An 18,217-nucleotide genomic window follows, 5' to 3' on the forward strand; every position below is an offset into this window, starting at 1 on the left:
CGCAGATGCATCCGGCAGCCTTGGAGCAGCGGCCCCGCTACGACCTGGTGGTGGTGGGGGCTGGGCCGGCCGGGGCCATGGCGGCGGCGGTGGCGGCCCGGGGCGGTCTGCGGGTGGCCTTGCTCGAGAAGCAGCCCTTGCCGCGCCACAAGCCCTGCGGCGGCGGCATGCCGGTGCCGGTGCAGCGGGAGCTGCTCGATCTGGCCCCCGAGGCGCTGGTGGATACGCGGGTGTGCTTCATGCGCCACAGCTGGTGCTTCGGCCGGGCGGTGGAGGCGCCGATCGATCCGCCCGGCACTCCGCCGGAGCAATCGCGCGGGCTGCTGATGGTGCAGCGGCCGCGCTTCGACCATGCCCTGGTGCGCCAGGCCCAGGCCGCCGGCGTTGAGCTGCTGGAGGGCCATGCCTTTGCCGGCCTCGAGCGCGCTGCTGGCGGAGTGACCCTGCAGGTGCGGCGGCGGGCTGTGGCCGGCCAGGAAGCTGCGGCGGGCACGCTGCTGGCCGATGCCGTGATCGGTGCCGATGGCGCCGCCGGAGGGGTGGCCGCCGCCGTTGGACTGCGCCGCTCACCGCGGATCGCCCTGGCCCTGGAGCTGGAGGTGCCGCACCGCTGGGATCCGGCTGATCCGCTGCTGCGCCAGGATCTGCTGCATTTGGAATACGGCGCCCTGCGCCGCGGCTACGCCTGGGTGTTCCCCAAGGCCGACCACCTCAACATCGGCGCCGGCCTCTTCCACGGCCGCCAGCGCGATGTGCGACGCGACCCCAGCGCCCGCGCCCGCATCCGGGCTGCCATCGAGGCCTACGCCGCCGCCCTTGGGGTGGCGCCCGAGCGCCTGCGGGGCCTGCGGGGCCACGCCCATCCGCTGCCCTTCTGGGATGGCCCCGAACCGCTGCACAGCGCCGATGGCCGGGTGCTGCTGGTGGGCGATGCGGCCGGCCTGATCAACCCCCTCTTCGGCGATGGCCTGTTCCATGCCATCCGCAGCGGCCGGCTGGCGGCCGAGGCGCTGCTGGCAGGCCAGCCCACCAGCCACACCGCCCGGGTGCATGGCCTGCTCGCCGATGATTTCGAGGCGGCGCGGCGGCTGGCGCGCCTGTTCTACGGCCTGCCGGGGCTCACCTACCGCTACGGCATCGCCCAGCCGCGGGCCACGCCATTGGCGGCGCGGCTGCTGGGGGGTGAGCTGAACTTCCGGGGCCTGGGCCGCCGCTCGCTGCGGCGCATTGCCAGCGGGCTGTTGGGGGAGGTGGTGGGGATTGGCAAGGGGGCCTGAGGGTTCTTGCCAACACCGGTCGATCGGCCGGCCAAAAAAAAGCAGCCCCCGCCGCGGCGGAGGCTGTTTGAACAGGCCTGAAAACCGATCCGGCAGGATCAAACTTTGCGGGAGTAAAACTCAACCACCAGCAGTTCGTTGATCTCGAGGGCGACCCATTCGCGCTCGCATTTGCTGATCACCTTGGCGACGAGCTTGTTCTTATCGAGCTCCAGGTGGGGCGGGATGTTGGCCAGACCCGGGAAGGCCAAGTTGCCTTCAGCCAATTGCTTGCTCTGCTTGCGCTCGCGCACGGCGACCACATCGCCGGCCTTGCACTGGTAGCTGGGGATGTCCACGACGCGGCCGTTCACGGTCACGTGGCCATGGTTCACCAGCTGGCGGGCGCCGGGGACGGTGGGACCAAAACCCAGACGGAAGCAAACATTGTCGAGACGGTTCTCGAGCAGTTTCAGCAGGTTGGTACCCGTGGAACCCTCTTGGGCCCGGGCTTTCTTGACGTAGCGAACCAGCTGACGTTCGGAGATGCCGTAGTTGAAGCGAAGCTTCTGCTTTTCTTCGAGGCGGATGGCGTATTCGGAGCGCTTGCGACGGGCTTGGCCGTGCTGACCGGGGGGATAAGACCGCTTGGCGGACTTACGGGTGAGACCGGGAAGGTCTCCCAAGCGCCGCGTGATCCTCAGACGAGGGCCGCGGTAGCGAGACATGAAAACAAATTCAAAGGACGAAGTACCTCCCTGGGGAGGCAAGGCGCTGCGGTATCGAGCATGCTGGGATGATCCCGCTAACCCGAGCTGTGCCGCGCCAACGATCGATCTTATCGGTTGGGCCGCGCAGCCTCGATCTCCAGCCAGAGCCAGGCCTCGCCTCGCTGCAAGCGGCCGAGCTTGGGGTTGCGACCCAACTGCCGCCCAAACCGCAGACCCAATTGCTGACTCGTGGCCTGGCGGCACTATTGCTCGCCTTGATCGGCTTTTATCGCCAGTGGCTTTCGCCCTTGCTTGGGCCCCGCTGCCGTTTCATTCCCAGTTGCAGCGCCTACGGCCTCGAGGCGATCAGCCGCCATGGGCCCTGGCGGGGCAGCTGGCTCACCTTGCGGCGGCTGCTGCGTTGTCATCCCTTCACCGCCTGCGGTTGCGATCCCGTGCCCGATTGATGCGCTCCTCCTCCCCCGGGTACCCGGTTTTGCTGCTGCTAACCCGTAAGGGGTGCTGTCTGTGCGAGGGACTGGAGCAGAAGTTGCGTGCCCTCGATCTCCCCCTAGCCCTTGAGACGATTGATGTGGATGGCGATCCCGCCCTGCAGGCGCGCTTTGGGCTGGAGGTGCCCGTGCTGCAGGTGCGCTCTGCCCAGGGAGATCGGCAGCTGCCGAGGGTGCCGCCACGCTTGAGCGGATCCAGCTTGCAGGTTTGGTTGCAGAAGCATGGTTTTTCCAGCCAGGACGCTTAGATAGGCCCCAGTTTTACTGACGACGCCATGAGCCAGCTGCTCCATCCGGTCCTGCAGCAGGTGGGCCTGGAGGTGCCGGCGGGCGTGCCCAATGGTGAGCTGAGCGGCATCAGCTGTGATTCGCGCCGCACCGGGCGGGGCACTTTGTTTGTGGGGCTGCCTGGCAGCCAGGTGGATGGTGGCTGCTTCTGGCCCCAGGCCCTGCAGGCCGGCGCGGTGGCGGCGGTGGTCAGCGAGGCCGCGGCAGCGCTTCAGCCGCCTGGGCCAGACGATGCCGTGCTGGTAGCGCCTGAGCCGCTTGCCCGCTGGGCCGGCGAGCTGGCGGCTGCATTTTGGTCCCAGCCCAGCCGCCGGCTGGCCCTGATTGGCGTCACCGGCACCAACGGCAAAACCACCACCACCCATCTGATTGAGCATCTGGCGGTTTCGGCAGGCAGGCCTTCGGCTTTGTTTGGCACCTTGGTGAACCGCTGGCCCGGCTACAGCGTGACCGCCCAGCACACCACCGCCTTCGCCGATCTGCTCCAGGCCCAGCTGGCCCAGGCCGTTGAGGCCGGTGCCCAGATCGGTGCCATGGAGGTGAGCTCCCATGCCCTTGATCAGCAGCGGGTAGCTGGCTGCCTCTTCTCCGGCGCCGTGTTTACCAATCTCACCCAGGACCACCTCGACTACCACCTGTCGATGCAGGCCTATTTCGAGGCCAAGGCCCAGCTATTTGCCGAGCCGCTGCTGGCGGGTGGGGCCGTAGTGAATGGCGACGACCCCTGGGGCGCCCAGCTGGTGAGCCGTTTAGGCAATGGCTGCTGGCGCAGCTCCCTGGAAGACCCCAGCGCCGAGCTGTTCATCCGTGATCTGCAGCTTGGCGCAGGCGGCGTGAGCGGGGTGCTGCAGACGCCGGCGGGGGAGGGGGCATTCCACTCGCCCCTGGTGGGGCGCTTCAACCTGATGAACTTGTTGCAGGCGGTTGGAGCCTTGGTCCAGCAGGGAGTCCCCCTGGCCCTGTTGCTAGAGGGGCTGGCCAGTTTCCGCGGTGTGCCTGGACGCATGGAGCGGGTGGTGGTGGGTGACGGCTGCGGCGATCCAGCCGTGCTGGTGGATTACGCCCACACCCCCGATGGCCTGGCCAATGCCCTGGCTGCCTGCCGCCCCTTCACGGCGGGGCGCCTGATCTGCGTGTTCGGCTGCGGCGGCGACCGCGACCGCAGCAAGCGGCCCCAGATGGGAGCGATCGCAGCCCAGCTGGCTGACCAGCTCTATGTCACCTCCGACAACCCCCGCACCGAGGATGCCCAGCAAATCCTGGCCGATGTGACTGCCGGCATTGCCCCTGGAGCATCCATGCAGGTGGAGGCCGACCGGGCGGCAGCCATCGCCGCGGCCATCGCCGCGGCCGCACCTGGGGATCTGGTGCTGATCGCCGGCAAGGGCCACGAGGACTATCAGATCCTCGGCACCACCAAGGTTCACTTCGACGACCGGGAAGAGGCGGAGAAAGCCCTGCGCCGCCGGCGTACCACTTAGGGGATAAATGTATCGAAATATACCCAGTGGCTTGTTTGTGCAAGGGGCTCTGGGTACATTTCTCTTGTTGTATCAACCACTTTTGTGACAACCTCTGTTCCGATGGGCAAGAAGCTTCTTGCCGAAGGTTTCGGTACTTTTTGGCTGGTGTTGGGAGGCTGCGGCAGTGCCGCAATCGCCGCTAATTTCCCGTACATCACTGGAGCTGATATTGCCCCTGGCAATCCCTTTGGTCTTGGTTTTCTAGGCGTGTCGCTGGCCTTTGGCCTCACGGTGGTGACCATGGCCTATGCAATTGGCCACATCTCTGGTTGTCACCTCAACCCGGCGGTGAGCTTCGGGCTTTGGGCTAGCGGTCGAATGAAGGGTTCGGAGCTGCTTCCTTACATTGTGGCTCAGGTGATTGGTGGTGTGCTGGCCGGAGGTTTCATTAAGCTGGTAGTGGCTGGTGGTCCGGCGTTTGATTTAGTAATGTCTGGCAGTAACCCGCTTGCAACAAATGGTTGGGGCAGCCATTCGCCGGGTGGCTATGGCTTCTGGGCGGCCTTGATCGTCGAGCTGGTGCTCACCTTCTTCTTCCTGTTGGTGATTATTGGCGCTACCGATCGTCTGGCCCCCTCTGGTTTTGCTGGCCTTGCTATCGGCCTCACCTTGGCCCTGATTCACATGATCAGCATCCCGGTGACCAACACATCGGTTAACCCTGCCCGTAGCACTGCAGTGGCTGTTTGGGCCGGAGTAGAAGCGATGGGTCAGCTCTGGCTGTTCTGGGTAGCACCGATTGTGGGAGCCCTGCTGGCTGGCTGGGTGTATCGCAATGTGTTCAGCGACCAGGCTTCCTGATCGCAATTAGATCTAGGCAAGCTGGATCTAGATAAGGGGCGAAAGCCCCTTTTTTGTTTGGAGACGGGAGCACTCAGAGCGCTTGCAAAGCTGCAAGCAGCTGCTCGATCTCAGCTTCGGTGCTGGTGATGTGGGTGCAGGCCCGCAGGCAGTGGGGATCGTCGAGGCTGCGTAGCCAGATGCCCTGTTCACCCAGGCGCTTCACCACCCTTTCCGGATCTTCGCCGCTGAGCTCAAAGCTCACCAGCCCCGCTGGTGGCGGCACCTCCAACAGGGTGCGGGCCCGGGGGTTGGCCTGCAGTCCTTGCCAGAGATAGCCGCTGCGTCGCTGAATCAGGGCCAGGCGCTCTTCGGCAGTGCCTTGGGCCTCCAGCAGTTGCAAGGATTGCTCAAGGCCAGCGCAAAGGGGTATGCAGGAGGTGGCCACTTCAAAGCGCCGGCTGTCGGTGTGAAAGTCGCTCTGGCCGCTGGCTTCGTGGCTAAGGCTGCGCCAGCCGATCAGGGTGGGTCTGGCCTCGCGCACCACCCGCTCCGACAGGGCTACTGCTCCCAGTCCCTCGGGGCCACAACACCACTTGTGGCCGGTGCAGCCGTAGATGTCGGCAGCCGCGGCTGCAGTTGAGATGGGGATGGCCCCAAGGGATTGGGCCCCGTCCACCAGCAGCCAGGGATGCCTGGGGTGTGAGCTGAGCTGGCTTGCCACCGCTGCAATCGGCATCACCTGGCCCGTATTCCAGAGCAGGTGTGAAAGCACAACCAAGCGGGTGGCTGGGCTGAGCTGGCGATCCAATCGCTGCAGCACTTGCTGGTCTGTGTCCTCAGGGCTGCCGCGCAGATCCGCCACCGCCAAGGTGGTGAGCACAAGCCCTTGGCGGTGGGCTAGTTCGCGGCAGGCGGCCACCACCCCCGGATGCTCGCAGTCGCTGATCAGGAGTTCGTCGCCGGCCTGCCAGGGCAGGCCCCAGAGCGGCAATACGCAGCCACTGGTGACGTTTTCGCTGAAGGCCAGCCGGTGCGCCGGCACGCCAAACCAGCTGGCCAGGTGCTGACGCAGCTGGCTGGTGGTCTGTTCGACAAACGGCCAGACGGCGCCGGAAAAGGGGCCCAGCTCCTGAATGGTGCGCCAGGCGGCCGTGATGGCCTCGAGGGAGGAGCTCGGCAGGGGCCCCTGGCCGCCGTAGTTGAAGTAGGTCTTGTTGGCCAGGGCGGGTAGCTGGGAGCGGAAAGTAGCTGGCATCACGAGTGCCTATTTGTCAGGATCCTGGCATTGCATTGACTTTCGGGCTGATTATCAGTGAAAGGTTTCTATTCCAATGTTTCTTTATGCCAACTCCTGACCTGTCTGCGCTCGTCGCTTCCACTATTGTTCCGTTCGTTTTAAAGTTGGTTGGGGCAGTTGCCCTCTGGATTGCAGGCGGCTGGCTGATTCAGCTAGCAATGCGCATAATGCGCAAAAGTTTGCGCCACAGCACTCTTGATGCGACTGTAGTCGGCTATTTGATCAATATCCTCGCGGCGGTTTTGCGAGTGATTTTGGTAGTAGCGATCCTGGGCTTCTTTGGTATTCAGACCGCCAGCTTCGCAGCCCTGCTTGCCGGTGCTGGTGTGGCAATTGGGGCAGCCTGGAGTGGCATGCTCGGCAACTTTGCGGCAGGAGTTTTTCTGCAGATTTTCCGCCCATTTAGCGTAGGAGACTTCGTTACAGCTGGTGGTATCACCGGCACGGTGGAAGAAATTGGTATGTTTGTTACCTCGGTGCTGGCTCCAGACAACGTCCTCAACATCGTTCCCAACGGCAAGTTATTTGGAGACACCATTCAAAACTATTCGGTCCATGCTTACCGCCGTGTTGAATTGGTAGCCCAGCTCGATAATTCCGCTGATGTAGGCCGCGCCATCGCCCTTCTCAAAGAGGCCATCAAGCAGGTGCCTAATCAGTTTGCTGGCATGGAGGCAGACGTCGAGGTGCTCGAGTTCAGTGAGCGTGGTCCCCGTCTGGCGGTTCGTCCCTACACCCACACCAGCAATTACTGGCGGGTGTATTTCGACACCAATCGCATGATCATCGATGTGCTCGGTGCCAATGGCTTCCCCGTGCCCAGGATTCCGCTGGCGATGGGAGCCAACTAGAGCACCTGGCCAACCATTACGGCGGCGATTGCAGAAAATAGTGTGATGCCCAAGGCGGTTAGCGGATTCTGTCCTTGGGCCACCGCCACGGTGGTAACAATCCCCGCTCCTAGGCAGGCGACTGCCAATTGGTTGAGCACTTCGGGGCGGCTGTTGGGCGTTGGGCTCACAGTGGCTCAGGCGACTTGGGCCAGAACGTAGGGGTGATTTCCCCTTAAATCCTGGCCTGACGCTGAGCTTGTTACCTGGCGTCGGAGTTCGTTACGCCCCGACATCTCCGCCAACCATCACAGCCCGCTGGTCTTAACCGCGGGAAGCAGGTCTAGCCCTGCCGCCGCTGGCCCAGGCCTGCAGCGCTTCCAGTTGCTCACGGGCTGTGCGCGACAGGGGCACTACCTGGCTGGCGGCGGCGATTAGGTCGGCCTCGCCGAATTCCCGCTGTTCAGCGAAGGCTAGGTGCATGGCCTCGATCACGGTTTGCTCCAGTTCGGCTCCGGAGAAGCCAGCCGTTCGATCTACCAGCACCTCTAAGGCAATGGTGTTCTCGGGCCGCCTGCGCCGCAGCTGCAGCTTGAGAATGGCGCGGCGCTCCTCGGAGCTGGGCAGATCCAGTAGGAAAATCTCATCAAAGCGCCCTTTACGCAGCAGCTCTGCTGGCAGCTTGTCAACGCCATTGGCCGTGGCCACCACAAACACGGCGCTGGTTTTCTCTGCCATCCAGGTGAGCACTGTGCCGAGCACCCGCTGGCTGGTGCCCCCATCACTGCGGGAATCTCCTCCAAAGCCTTTGTCGATCTCATCGATCCAGAGCACGCAGGGCGCCATCGCCTCCGCCCGCTGGATCATGTCGCGGGTGCGGGCCTCGGAAGCGCCCACGAGGCCGGCGAATAGCCGGCCCACATCCAGGCGCAGCAGGGGCATACTCCAGCTGTGGGCGATCGCTTTGGCGGTGAGCGATTTGCCAGTGCCCTGGGGCCCCACCAGCAGCACGCCACGGGGTAGGGGCAGGCCGTAGCGCATTGCCTCTTCGCTGAAGGCCATGTGGCGCTGCTCCAGCCAATGCTTAAGGGCTTCGAGGCCACCGATATCGGCGGGGCTGGCCTCGCTGGGGCAATACTCCAGCAGCTCGCTCTTGGCGATCGCCTGACGCTTCTCCTCCAGCACCTCGGCTAAATCCGCCTCCCCGAGTTGGCCGCGCCGGGCCAGGGCCCGGGCAGCTAGCTGGCGCACCCGCTGCTCGCTGAGGCCGTGGCAGGCGGCGGTGAGTTGCTCGCATACGGCTGGCGCCATTGGGTAGCCACTGGCGCCAGCGATTGTGCTGAGCAGCTGGCGGATCTCCTCGGCATCAGGCAGGGGTAGGTCTAGCAGGGTGATGCTGTCTTCCAGCTCGCGGGGTATGGCCCAGTCGGGGGCGGTGATCACCAGGGTGCGGGGCGCCTGGCGCAGGCTCGAGGCCAGGTTGCGCAGCCGGCGGCAGACACCGGCGTCTTCGCAGTAGCGGTGAAAATCGCGCAGCACCAGCAGGGCCCCCTGCTCGGGCGGCAGGGGATCAAGGCAGGCCAGTGCCGCCATCGGGTTGCGGGCCGCCTCGCCGCCGCGGTTTGGGGCGCCGCTCAAGCCATCGATGAAGTCCCAGCGCAGCAGGGTGCGGCCGCCCAGCCGCTGGGCGGCTTGCTCCAATAGGCCATCAACCCGTTCCTCTTCCAGGCTGCGGATCCACAGAATCGGCGTGCGGGCCCGGATCAGTAGATCGAGTTGGTCGGCCCAGCTGTCAGTCACGAAAAAAGCCTAGGAACCCAAACCCTGCAGCCCACGCCAGCGCGGGTCGCCGCTGTAGCCGTCGCTGCTCCAGGTGGCCGGACCGGGGCACTCCTTGCCGCAGTGGTTAACGATCGGTAGCAGCAGGTTTAGTTGCTCAAATACCCAGTGCTCAGGATCGAAGTTGCCCCTGGGATCGAGCTGCTCCATCAGGCCGCTGTCGTCGGCCTCGCTCTCGATTGCCGTCGAGTCGGATGGGATGGGGGCGGGTTCGCCGATCCAAAGCAATTCTTTGGTGTTGGCACGCAGGGGCAGGTTGAAGTGCTGCAGGCAGCGATCGCAGCAGAGGGTGACAATCGTTTCCGCCTCACCCCCAACTTCCAGCACGTTGCCTAGGTGGGTGGCATGCAGTTGGCCGCGCACCGGGGTCAGGCTGGCCAGACCAGCGATGGGTTGGTCGATTAGCCAGTGCCTCCCAGCTTCGAGGTGTCGCATTTCCTGGAGGGAAACCGGCCGCAGCCGCTCCCCAACCATCGGCTCAGAGTGCTCTGGCAGGCGGGAATTGGACACGGATCACTTCTTGCCCTTGGGTTCGAAAGGCAGGCGACCGCCGCTGGCTGAAACAGTCAGCGGTTGCTGGGCCATTTGCTGGTCAAGGATCGCCTGGAGGTTGTCCGGCAAGGCTTCGCGGCTTAGCAGGAAGGTTTGCAGGGCCTGGAAGATGTTGGCCACCACCATGTAGAGCAAAACCCCGGCTGGCAAGGGGAAGAACAGGAACATGCCGGTGATCATCACCGGGGTGATCTTGTTGGCGGTGGATTGCTGAGGATTGGCGGGCATGCCCATGCCAGAAAGGATCTGGGAGGCAAACAGGCTGGCGCCGAAGCCGGCCACCAGGATGGCGATGTCCCAGTTCACGGCGCCATCGGTCATAAAGCCCACCTGGCCGAGGGCCTTGATGAACAGGAAGCCGCTGCGGGCTGCCAGACCAGGAATTTTGGCTTCGACTGTGGCGTCGCCGGTGCCTAGGGCCGTGATCGTGCCATCAGCTGCCACGCTCACGACGCCTTCTCCCTTGGTAACGCTCCAAGCGGGCGTGTAGTCGTCGCCGTTGTCAATGCCCTGCAGCACCGAAGCAAAGCTCGAGCCGTCCTTTGTGTGGAGCTTCACCTGGGCCGAATCACCCACCCCCAGCTTGGTGCCGCCTTCGAGGCTGGCGATCACCGGCACGTGGTTGGTTTCGGTAACGAAGATCGAATGGCTGGCGCTGTTGAAAGGTTTGGTCTCCACCGCGGCGATCTGCTCAGCCGGCAGCACCTTGAGGTTGAGGGTGTAGGGCACATCCGCGAATGGTGAGCCGCGCAGGGTGGCGAACAGGGCGAACAGGATCGGCATCTGCACCAAAAGGGGCAGGCAGCCAGCCAGGGGGCTACCGAACTCCTTCATTAGTTGGCCCAGCTCCTCCTGCTGTTTTTGAGGGTTGCTGGCGTATTTGGCCTTGATCTCGGCCTGCCGCTTCTGCATGGCGGGCTGGGCGATCCGCATGCGCCTGGCATTACGAATCGAGCCGGCGCTCAGGGGGAACAGGGCCAGGCGGATCACCAGGGTGAGGGCGATGATTGCCAGGCCGTAGCTGGGCACCAATCCGTAGAAGAAATCGAGGATTGGGAGCAGCAGGTTGTCGGAGATGTAGCCGATCACGGCAGAGGGGCTCTCGGGGTAGGGGGGAGCGTGGGCTCAGTGTGACTGATGGTCTAGGCGGCCATGCCCTTGGGTGTGGAGCTCTTGGTCTGGCGGCGCTCCTCGATGTAGGCCTCGAGCTCACGGAACCCTGGCACTGCACGCATTTCGAGCTTGGAGCCGTCATTGAGCACAAGCACCATGTCGCCCCAGAGGCCGAAGCCGCGGGGCACACTGCGCACCTCCCTGATTTGGCTGTACACAACCTGGGTGCGGTCGCGCCCCAGCCAGCCACCATTCACCTCGATGCGGCGACTGGTGATCCGGAAACGCAGCCATAGAGCCCGCACGATCGCTCCAACGGCAAAAGGAATGCCGATGAGGGTGAGCCCGAGCACCAAGTTGAAGATCAGGTCTCCCTTGGCGGGCCCGCCTTCGTAGAAAACGCTTTCCTGAATGGAGGCGGCGGGGGCAGTGCTCATCGCGTCAGGCCTGCTTGGTGAAGAAGTTGGCTGCATTCTCCCAGCAAGGCCTGGGGGCATTGCTCAGCGCTACCGGGTTTGAGGCTGAGTAGCAGCCAGAGGCAGCGCTGGTCATCGCCGATTTGCTGGGCAAGTAGGTGCTCGTGCAGCAGGCGGCGCAGGCGATTGCGGCGCACGGATCGTTTGTGCACCTTGCTGCTGATCACAATCCCGCAGCGCCAGCTGCTGGGCGGACTTGCCTGCTGCTTGGCTGGCAGGAGTTGGGGCAGGGCGTCCAAAACGCGGAGCAACAAAAAAGGGCCGTGCGTTTTGCGGCCCTTCTGATACACACGGTCAAACACCCGTTGCCCCTTGAGCCGGTGGCACTGGGGCAGGGCCAAGGCTCTTAAACGGCGAGGCGGGCCCGGCCGCGGCGGCGGCGGGTGCGGATCACGCGGCGGCCTGTGTGGCTGCGCATGCGCACTCGGAAGCCGGATACGCGCTTGCGCTTACGACTCGTTCCTTCCAGGGTGCGCTTGGTCATGGCTGGCTCTTCGCTGCGCTTATTGCGTCGGTAATGGGCGTAAGGGCCAACCTATCAGGCGGGGTTGGCGCCGCCCCCACTCAGTACCCCACTGCTCAGTTGTTAGGCGGATCGATCTGAATCAGCCAGCTGCCCAGGTAGCCGGCTATCGGCACGTCGCCGGGGGCTTGGGCTAGGGCATTGAACTGATACATGCCGATGTTGAAGGGATTGAAGATGTTCATGTACACCCCAATGGTGCCGGTGTCTGGCACGGGCGTGTCTGGGAAAATCTCAATGGCACTGCCGTTGGCAGCCACTTCGATCGTGGCTGGGATGATCTCCTGGCACTTGGTGCGCGACATCATGCCGCCCTCACTCATCTTGCAGAGCTTGACTCGCTTGGGGTCGATTTTGGCGTCAAAATAGCTTGGGATGCTGATGCTCAGCTTGAGAATTGCCGTCTTGCGATCTTTTGGTCTGAGAATTAAGTAGTACTCCGAGCGCTTGAGGCGCTGGGTGTCGGTCATGAAGTAGTAGAGCTTGCGGTAGTCCTTGGTGTTATCCCAGCGAAACTCCATCAGACTGGGAGTGCCTTGGGCCAGGCTCGGCTGGGAACCGGTGCTAAGCGCAAATGCTCCAGTAACGAGAGCGGCGCCGGCGGCTAGGGCCGGGAGGGCGAGTTGGTGGCGAAGGCGAGGGAAACCCATTCGGGCTGCACCAATAAGTAATTTGATTCTCAGCAGGGAGCTGCTGCCCCGGTGCCCTCGGTGGCCGGCCCCAAAGGTGGCGGCAGGCTCAAGCCCTGGCCCGATCGGGGCGCAGCCCGGCAGCGTCGCGCAGGTAGGGGTGCACTGGCGTCTGCTGCGGTTGCAGCCAGGCATGGGCCAGCAGTCGGATGCAGCGAGGCAGATCGCCCGCCACTGCCATTTGCTGGCAATCGAGTAGGGCCACTTGATCCCAGCCTGGCTGGCGTCTGGCGATGGCCGCCGGGAAACAGGCATCCAGATCACAGGTCACTGAAAAGGTCACCGACACCAGCTGCTCTCCCTGAAGCCCATTGCGCTCCACCAGGGCATCCACAAGCTCCTTCACCGAGGCTTCAATCGCCTCGGCGCTGTTCACCTCGGCGGTGGTGGCACCGCGCAGGGCCCGCAGCACAAATCCAGCGTTCATGGCCTGTATAGCCACAGGGGTTGACCGCTCCAGGCCAGTTCCAGGCTGAAGCTCTCGATCAGCTGGCGCAGTTGGCTGCGGCCCGGCAGCACACCGCCAAAGCGTTTAGGCGGGCTGCCAAAGGTGGTTGGGCGGGTTTTCTCAGGGTCGAGGCCGGCCAGCTCGGCGGCCAGGCGCCTGGCCGTCTCCTCGTCACCAAGCACATCTACTAAACCCAGCTCCAGGGCTTGGGCGCCGCTGAACACCCGGCCATCGGCGAAGCCGCGCACCGTCTCCTGGTTAAGGCCCCGGCCCGTTGCTACAGCTTCCACAAACTGGTGGTAGCTCGAATCAATCAGGCTCTGCAGCAGCTTGCGTTCCCCTTCGCTGAGGGCGCGATCCGGCGAAAGAATGTCTTTGTAGAGGCCGCTCTTGACGGTTTCAAAGCTCACGCCCAGCCGCTCCAGCAGCTTGGAGAGGTTGTTGCCCCGCAGAATCACGCCTATCGAGCCGGTGATTGTGCCTGGGTTGGCCACAATTTTTTCGGCGGCAACGCCGATGTAGACCCCGCCTGAGGCGGAAATGTTGCCGAAGCTGGCCACCACCTTGCAGCCTTTCTCGCGTAGGCGCAGTAGGGCGCTGTGGATCTCCTGGCTGTCGCCCACGGTGCCGCCGGGGCTATCGATGCGCAGCAACAGAGCAGGGCACTCCCGTTGCTCCACCTGGCGTAGGGCCTTGAGCACCCGGCTGCGGGCGGGGCCGGCGATTGGTCCTTCGATGGCAATGCGCGCCAGGGTGCGACGGGTCTTGCGGCGCCAGGGCCAGGGCATTTGGGATAGGTGAGGTGGTTGGATCTTAAAAACAAAGCCTTCGCCGGCCAGGAAGCCCATGCCCCAGGCCCTGCGATGGCCCTTGATGTTGCTCCCTTTTGCGCTCTGGGGCACGGCGATGGCGGCGATGCGGCCCCTGCTGGAATCCGGCAGTCCCCTGCAGGTGGCAAGCCTGCGGTTGCTGCCGGCGGGGGTTCTGGTGCTGCTGGCCGCCCTATTGCTGGGCCGCTCGCTGCGGGTTGCTGCCGTTGATTGGCCCTGGTTGCTGGCCTTTGCTCTTGTGGATGGCAGCCTCTTCCAGGGCCTGCTGGCCCAGGGCCTGGGCCAGACCGGAGCGGGCCTGGGTTCGGTGCTGATCGACTCCCAGCCCCTGCTGGTGGCCCTGCTGGCCCGCAGTCTGTTTGGGGAGGCGATCAATCCGGTGGGCTGGGTGGGCCTGCTGCTGGGGCTGCTCGGCATCCTTTGTCTGGGTTTGCCGGCACAGGTGCTGCGCCACTGGTGGCTCGATGGTCCCGTCGCCCTCGGCGAACAGGCCTGGAGCCACGGGGAGCTGTGGATGCTGGCGGCGGCGGCGGCGATGGCCATTGGCACGGTGCTGAGTCGCTACGCCAGCCGCCAGAGCGATCCGGTGGCAATTACCGGCTGGCACCTTCTGCTGGGTGGCCTGCCCCTGCTGGGCGGGGTCGCCTGGGAGGGGCCCCTACTGCCCAGCTGGAGCCTGGGAGAATGGGGATTAATGGCTTACGCCACCGTGCTCGGCAGCGCCCTGGCCTACGGCCTCTTCTTCTGGTTTGCCAGCAGTGGTGACCTCACAGGTTTCACCGCTCTCACCTTCTTAACTCCCGTCTTCGCCCTGCTCTGCGGGGTTTGGCTGCTTGGTGAGCAGTTGCAGCCGCTGCAGTGGCTCGGGGCCCTGCTGGCCCTGGTGTCGGTGCTGTTGATCAACCGGCGCCAGCAGCTCTGGCGCGGCACCCCCCTGCTGGAGCAGCCCTGATGCGGATCCTGGTGGTGAGTACTCCGGTGGGAGCCCTGGGCAGTGGCCGCGGCGGTGGTGTGGAGCTCACGGCCTGTGCCCTGGTGGCGGGGTTATTGGGGCGGGGCCACCGGGTGACGGTGCTGGCGGCCGAGGGATCCGTGCTGCCCCCTTCCTGCCTCGCCGCCGAACTTTGGACCTGTAGCGGCAGCTCCCAGACCAGCGCCCAGCACCAGCAGCGCAGTGCTGCGATCACGATGCCGGCCGATGGCCTGCTGCAGGCCTTCTGGCGGCGGGCCCTGTTGGAGGGGCCTGGGGCCGGCTTTGAGGCGGTGATCAACCTGGCCTACGACTGGCTGCCTCTCTGGTTGACGCCCCTAGCGCCCCTGCCCCTGTTTCACCTGGTGAGCATGGGTTCGGTGAGTGAGGCGATGGATTTGGCGATTGCCGAGCTGGCGGCTTGGGACCAGCGGCGCCTCGCTTTTCATACCCGCGTGCAGGCGGAGGATTTTGGCTTGCCCCAGGAGCCGGTGGTGCTGGGCAATGGCTTTGACCTAGACGCCTATGGCTTCTGCGCCGAGCCTGAGCCGCTGCTCGGCTGGGCCGGCCGGGTGGCGCCGGAGAAGGGGCTGGAGGACGCGGCGGCCGCGGCGGCCCAGCTGGGCTTGCCCCTGGCGGTGTGGGGTTTGGTGGAAGACCAGGCCTATGCGGCAGCGGTGGAGGCGTCGGTGCCGGCTGGCACCCTGCAGTGGCGGGGTTTCCTGCCCACCGATCAGCTGCAGGCGGAGCTGGGCCGCTGCCAGGCCCTGCTGAATACCCCCAAGTGGAATGAGGCCTACGGCAACGTGGTGGTGGAGGCCATGGCCTGCGGTGTGCCGGTGGTGGCCTATCGCCGCGGCGGTCCCGCTGAGCTGGTGCAGCCAGGGCTCACTGGCCTGCTGGTGGAGCCAGACGACGTGACGGCCCTGGCGGCGGCGGTAGCGCAGGTGGGCACGATCGAGCGGCGCGCCTGCCGGGCCTGGGTGGAGGCCCATGCCTCGCGGGCGGTGCTGGCGCAGCGGCTGGAGGCTTGGCTGCTGGCTGGGCTGGGATTGTGAAACGGTTTGTTCAACCCATCCTGGGACTCAGAGTTGATGCTTGGTCGACTAATCAGTTCTAATCAGGGACGTGATCACAGCCATGCGGCAGGTGAACATGCACGAGGCCAAGACCCACCTCTCGCGTCTGGTTGATGAGGCAGCTGCAGGTGAACCGTTTGTGATCTGCAAGGCCGGCCGGCCCATGGTGCGCGTCACCCCCCTCGGCGAAGCAGGCGCTGCTGCGTCACCGCTGCGGCGTTTGGGCCTGCTGGCTGGCCAGTGCCAGGTGCCCGATGACTTTGATCAGCTGGGTGCCGCCGAGATCGCCGATCTATTCGAAGGCGCCTGAGGCCAGCCATGCGTTTGTTGCTCGACACCCATCTGCTGGTGTGGGCGATGGGCTCGCCTGAGCGGCTTTCAGCGGCCCTAGCGGCGATGCTGCAGGATCCCGCCAATACGCCTGTCTTCAGTGTGGCTAGCCTATGGGAGCTGGTGATCAAACAGGGGCTCGGGAAGCCCGATTTCCGGGTGGAGCCACCCTTGCTGCGCCGAGCCCTGCTTGATGGCGTTTGGCATTAAACGCCGCTCCTGCATTGCGATCCCTTTGATCACTGCCGATCAGCAACTGGCGGCCTATCCGGGGCCGGTGCGGCTGATGGGCGGGGTGGGCTGAATCAGTCTCCCCACCTTGGGGCAGAGATCGCGCTTGACCGTAAGTTGGATAAAAAGACCGCTGATTCCAGTTTGGTTTCTCAAGGGCAGAAGCCGAGAATTTGAGCCACGATCTCCCGCACCTGTTGGAGCTGTTCAGCCGGCACCACCCCCAGGGGATGGGGTCTGGCGCCGCGAACCTTCCAGTCGAAGGATTTGAGCTGATGGCACAGCACGTAGCTGTGGGCATCCGGCCGATCCGGAATCGGACCAAGATCCACGGCCATGGAGGAGCTGTGGTTGTAGGGCGCTGAGGCCATGGCGCATCCCACCACCAAGCCCACGGCGGAGTGAAAGGTAGCGCCCGAGAGCACCAGAAACGGATGATGGTCCCTCTTCTCCCTTCTGGCCTGAGGGTTGTGATCGATCCAGACACCTCGCCGCGCTCGGGAATCCAGGTGCCACCCAGACGCCTTGGTGTCATTGAGTCGCTTCAGCGCCGAGCGGCTCCCAGGCCATGGCTTCGACCGGCTCAGCCGGCATCGGTAAATACGCCGTCAGGCGCTGCTCCAGCGACAGCCGGGGCTGGATGGGCCGGATTAGCACCCCGTCCTCCAAAACACTCAGCTCGATGTCCTAGTTTTAGTAGAGATGGGCTACGCGGGCGATAGCCACCGGTAGCTTTACGCCCAGGCTGATACCACAACTCTGCAAGGCCTGGCGGGATGGGCCAGGCCTTGCCGCCCGCCAGAGAAGTCACAGCCTTCTCTTTGCGCCGTTGACAAGGATGAACGGGTGGGTCTTGCAACGGCCCTGTTGAAGGAAAGCCTGAGTGAGCAACTGCTCCTCTCTGAGCCGACGGATCGGCCCGGTTGATCGGGGTGATTGGGCTCTTCATTGCCTCACGGGAGGAAAATCCGGAGGCACCCTCAAGATCTGCCCCCCCTCAGGAGAAAGGCCGGTATTCGAGCAGGAAGGCGATCAAGCCTCGGATTTGTCGTGTGTGGTCTGGGGTGGGGTCGAGCTGGTGCTGGAGCTGCACAAGAGCGCATCTAGCTTGGAGTTGAGCTCGTTGAGCTGCGCGATCTCGTTCTTGAGCTGCCCCATCCTCTGCTCGTGCGCGATCGAGCGCTGCTCGTCTTCGATCTTCAGCTGCTCGCTCTCTTTCTGCAGCTGCTGCATTCTCTGCTTGTACACGATCTCTCTCTGATCGAACTCGATCTCTCTCAGCTCGTAGTCGACGACGGGTCGCCAGTTCAACATCGCTAACCAACGCCGGAACCAGGGCAAAGAGGAGTAGTACTCCTCTTTGCTGATTGAACTCAACGGTGCCGATGAAGGGGATTGAGGCATGGCTATAGGACGAGAAGAGAGTGATCAGCGCCAGGAGGCCGCCGATGACGAGGGTGATCCAGCCCTGGATGTCGAAGACCAAAACCCTACCCAAGCCGAGCCATCGTCGCTCACTGCATAGTACGCCAGTACTTGCCGGCGCGACTGCGCCAGCTGCTGGTTCTGCTCTGAAGGGCGAACTCGAGGGGTTGCGGCGCTTGCGGGTTTACCGCTGAGGTTGAGTTGGTTTGCTTCGCCATCCAGAGCCCGGCTGCTGGCGGAGCCCCATCAGGATCTGGCGTAGGCGCGAGCAAGTCGGCCAGCATTGGGAAATGGCCGCGGTTGCGGGTGGCGAGGGTGGCGCCTGAAGCATTTCATTGGATCTCTGCTGAACGCACCCGCTGACCATGCCCTTCAGAGGGGAGCAGAGATCCTCTGGTCAAGGCCTCAAAATTGTGCTGACCCTTGCCATTGGCCTGAAAAAATGCAGGCTGATTCAATGCATAGACGTTGAAATCTTTCTGATAAAAAGACAATCCAATGTCAAAGGGTAAC

Annotated in this window: 25 protein-coding genes; 10 read left to right on the top strand and 15 right to left on the bottom strand. The window is 64.2% G+C overall.

Going from position 1 to position 18,217, the window contains the following annotated elements; all coding sequences use genetic code 11:
* Positions 1–20: 20 nt before the first annotated feature.
* Positions 21–1,277, top strand: a complete 1,257-nt coding sequence (locus tag AC01FP_RS08765) for a geranylgeranyl reductase family protein (protein ID WP_474479616.1) — start codon at positions 21–23, stop codon at positions 1,275–1,277.
* Positions 1,278–1,375: 98 nt separating this feature from the next.
* On the opposite strand, the gene rpsD is transcribed toward AC01FP_RS08765, so the two are convergent.
* Positions 1,376–1,984: a 30S ribosomal protein S4 gene (gene rpsD / locus AC01FP_RS08770; RefSeq protein WP_254935903.1), complete on the bottom strand. Its 609-nt coding sequence runs from the start codon at positions 1,982–1,984 to the stop codon at positions 1,376–1,378.
* 197 nt (positions 1,985–2,181) lie between these two features.
* On the opposite strand from rpsD, the gene yidD reads away from it, so the two are divergent.
* From yidD to aqpZ, 4 genes are all read left to right on the top strand, one after another.
* A complete protein-coding gene (yidD, locus tag AC01FP_RS08775; RefSeq protein WP_474479651.1) occupies positions 2,182–2,433 on the top strand; it encodes a membrane protein insertion efficiency factor YidD in 252 nt (83 codons plus the stop codon).
* On the top strand, positions 2,433–2,726 hold the full coding sequence (locus tag AC01FP_RS08780) for a glutaredoxin family protein (protein WP_474479619.1): 294 nt from the start codon (positions 2,433–2,435) through the stop codon (positions 2,724–2,726). The genes yidD and AC01FP_RS08780 overlap by 1 nt, the downstream gene beginning before the upstream one ends.
* Positions 2,727–2,753: 27 nt before the next feature.
* The gene (locus AC01FP_RS08785) at positions 2,754–4,247 is read left to right on the top strand and encodes a UDP-N-acetylmuramoyl-L-alanyl-D-glutamate--2,6-diaminopimelate ligase (protein ID WP_474479621.1); all 1,494 of its coding nucleotides are present in this window, start codon (positions 2,754–2,756) and stop codon (positions 4,245–4,247) included.
* A gap of 102 nt (positions 4,248–4,349) precedes the next feature.
* Positions 4,350–5,090 (top strand): aquaporin Z, encoded by a 741-nt coding sequence (aqpZ, locus tag AC01FP_RS08790; protein ID WP_474479652.1) that lies wholly within the window; start codon positions 4,350–4,352, stop codon positions 5,088–5,090.
* 73 nt (positions 5,091–5,163) lie between these two features.
* Here the strand turns inward: aqpZ and AC01FP_RS08795 are convergent, their stop codons facing one another.
* Positions 5,164–6,327, bottom strand: a complete 1,164-nt coding sequence (locus tag AC01FP_RS08795) for an aminotransferase class V-fold PLP-dependent enzyme (protein WP_474479623.1) — start codon at positions 6,325–6,327, stop codon at positions 5,164–5,166.
* 35 nt (positions 6,328–6,362) lie between these two features.
* On the opposite strand from AC01FP_RS08795, the gene AC01FP_RS08800 reads away from it, so the two are divergent.
* Positions 6,363–7,220 carry a mechanosensitive ion channel family protein gene (locus AC01FP_RS08800; RefSeq protein ID WP_474479625.1) on the top strand — a complete coding sequence of 286 codons (858 nt, stop codon included), beginning with the start codon at positions 6,363–6,365 and terminating at the stop codon, positions 7,218–7,220.
* On the opposite strand, the gene AC01FP_RS08805 is transcribed toward AC01FP_RS08800, so the two are convergent.
* The 10 genes from AC01FP_RS08805 to sppA form a co-directional block, all read right to left on the bottom strand.
* Positions 7,217–7,390 (bottom strand): hypothetical protein, encoded by a 174-nt coding sequence (locus tag AC01FP_RS08805; RefSeq protein ID WP_254935909.1) that lies wholly within the window; start codon positions 7,388–7,390, stop codon positions 7,217–7,219. The genes AC01FP_RS08800 and AC01FP_RS08805 overlap by 4 nt on opposite strands.
* 133 nt (positions 7,391–7,523) lie before the next feature.
* Positions 7,524–8,999: an AAA family ATPase gene (locus AC01FP_RS08810; RefSeq protein WP_474479627.1), complete on the bottom strand. Its 1,476-nt coding sequence runs from the start codon at positions 8,997–8,999 to the stop codon at positions 7,524–7,526.
* 9 nt (positions 9,000–9,008) lie between these two features.
* Positions 9,009–9,548: a YceD family protein gene (locus tag AC01FP_RS08815; protein ID WP_474479629.1), complete on the bottom strand. Its 540-nt coding sequence runs from the start codon at positions 9,546–9,548 to the stop codon at positions 9,009–9,011.
* Between the two features lie 3 nt (positions 9,549–9,551).
* On the bottom strand, positions 9,552–10,679 hold the full coding sequence (yidC, locus tag AC01FP_RS08820) for a membrane protein insertase YidC (RefSeq protein ID WP_474479631.1): 1,128 nt from the start codon (positions 10,677–10,679) through the stop codon (positions 9,552–9,554).
* Positions 10,680–10,732: 53 nt separating this feature from the next.
* A complete protein-coding gene (locus AC01FP_RS08825) occupies positions 10,733–11,140 on the bottom strand; it encodes a PH domain-containing protein (protein WP_474479633.1) in 408 nt (135 codons plus the stop codon).
* Positions 11,137–11,520, bottom strand: a complete 384-nt coding sequence (rnpA, locus tag AC01FP_RS08830; protein WP_322763990.1) for a ribonuclease P protein component — start codon at positions 11,518–11,520, stop codon at positions 11,137–11,139. The genes AC01FP_RS08825 and rnpA overlap by 4 nt, the downstream gene beginning before the upstream one ends.
* Before the next feature lie 5 nt (positions 11,521–11,525).
* A complete protein-coding gene (gene rpmH, locus AC01FP_RS08835; RefSeq protein ID WP_006170261.1) occupies positions 11,526–11,663 on the bottom strand; it encodes a 50S ribosomal protein L34 in 138 nt (45 codons plus the stop codon).
* 95 nt (positions 11,664–11,758) lie between these two features.
* On the bottom strand, positions 11,759–12,352 hold the full coding sequence (locus tag AC01FP_RS08840) for a DUF2808 domain-containing protein (RefSeq protein WP_474479636.1): 594 nt from the start codon (positions 12,350–12,352) through the stop codon (positions 11,759–11,761).
* An 88-nt stretch (positions 12,353–12,440) separates the two neighbouring features.
* Positions 12,441–12,818, bottom strand: coding sequence for a chorismate mutase (gene aroH / locus AC01FP_RS08845; RefSeq protein WP_474479637.1), 378 nt, complete (start codon positions 12,816–12,818; stop codon positions 12,441–12,443).
* Positions 12,815–13,627: a signal peptide peptidase SppA gene (gene sppA, locus AC01FP_RS08850; protein WP_474479639.1), complete on the bottom strand. Its 813-nt coding sequence runs from the start codon at positions 13,625–13,627 to the stop codon at positions 12,815–12,817. Before sppA ends, aroH begins: the two co-directional genes overlap by 4 nt.
* 58 nt (positions 13,628–13,685) lie before the next feature.
* Here sppA and AC01FP_RS08855 point away from each other — a divergent pair, with 58 nt between their 5' ends.
* The 4 genes from AC01FP_RS08855 to AC01FP_RS08870 all read left to right on the top strand — a co-directional run bounded on the left by AC01FP_RS08855 (position 13,686) and on the right by AC01FP_RS08870 (position 16,258).
* A complete protein-coding gene (locus AC01FP_RS08855; RefSeq protein WP_474479640.1) occupies positions 13,686–14,621 on the top strand; it encodes a DMT family transporter in 936 nt (311 codons plus the stop codon).
* The gene (locus AC01FP_RS08860; protein WP_474479641.1) at positions 14,621–15,697 is read left to right on the top strand and encodes a glycosyltransferase family 4 protein; all 1,077 of its coding nucleotides are present in this window, start codon (positions 14,621–14,623) and stop codon (positions 15,695–15,697) included. The genes AC01FP_RS08855 and AC01FP_RS08860 overlap by 1 nt, the downstream gene beginning before the upstream one ends.
* 82 nt (positions 15,698–15,779) lie before the next feature.
* Positions 15,780–16,028 (top strand): type II toxin-antitoxin system Phd/YefM family antitoxin, encoded by a 249-nt coding sequence (locus AC01FP_RS08865; protein ID WP_474479642.1) that lies wholly within the window; start codon positions 15,780–15,782, stop codon positions 16,026–16,028.
* A gap of 8 nt (positions 16,029–16,036) precedes the next feature.
* A complete protein-coding gene (locus AC01FP_RS08870; protein ID WP_474479643.1) occupies positions 16,037–16,258 on the top strand; it encodes a type II toxin-antitoxin system VapC family toxin in 222 nt (73 codons plus the stop codon).
* 173 nt (positions 16,259–16,431) lie between these two features.
* On the opposite strand, the gene AC01FP_RS08875 is transcribed toward AC01FP_RS08870, so the two are convergent.
* From AC01FP_RS08875 to AC01FP_RS08885, 3 genes are all read right to left on the bottom strand, one after another.
* Positions 16,432–16,704 carry a type II toxin-antitoxin system PemK/MazF family toxin gene (locus AC01FP_RS08875; protein WP_474479644.1) on the bottom strand — a complete coding sequence of 91 codons (273 nt, stop codon included), beginning with the start codon at positions 16,702–16,704 and terminating at the stop codon, positions 16,432–16,434.
* A 607-nt stretch (positions 16,705–17,311) separates the two neighbouring features.
* Positions 17,312–17,683 carry a hypothetical protein gene (locus tag AC01FP_RS08880; RefSeq protein WP_474479645.1) on the bottom strand — a complete coding sequence of 124 codons (372 nt, stop codon included), beginning with the start codon at positions 17,681–17,683 and terminating at the stop codon, positions 17,312–17,314.
* Positions 17,684–18,036: 353 nt separating this feature from the next.
* Positions 18,037–18,217: hypothetical protein (locus AC01FP_RS08885; protein WP_474479647.1), on the bottom strand; the 181-nt coding region annotated here is incomplete at its 5' end.

The sequence above is a fragment of the Cyanobium sp. NIVA-CYA 375 genome, assembly GCF_056108345.1.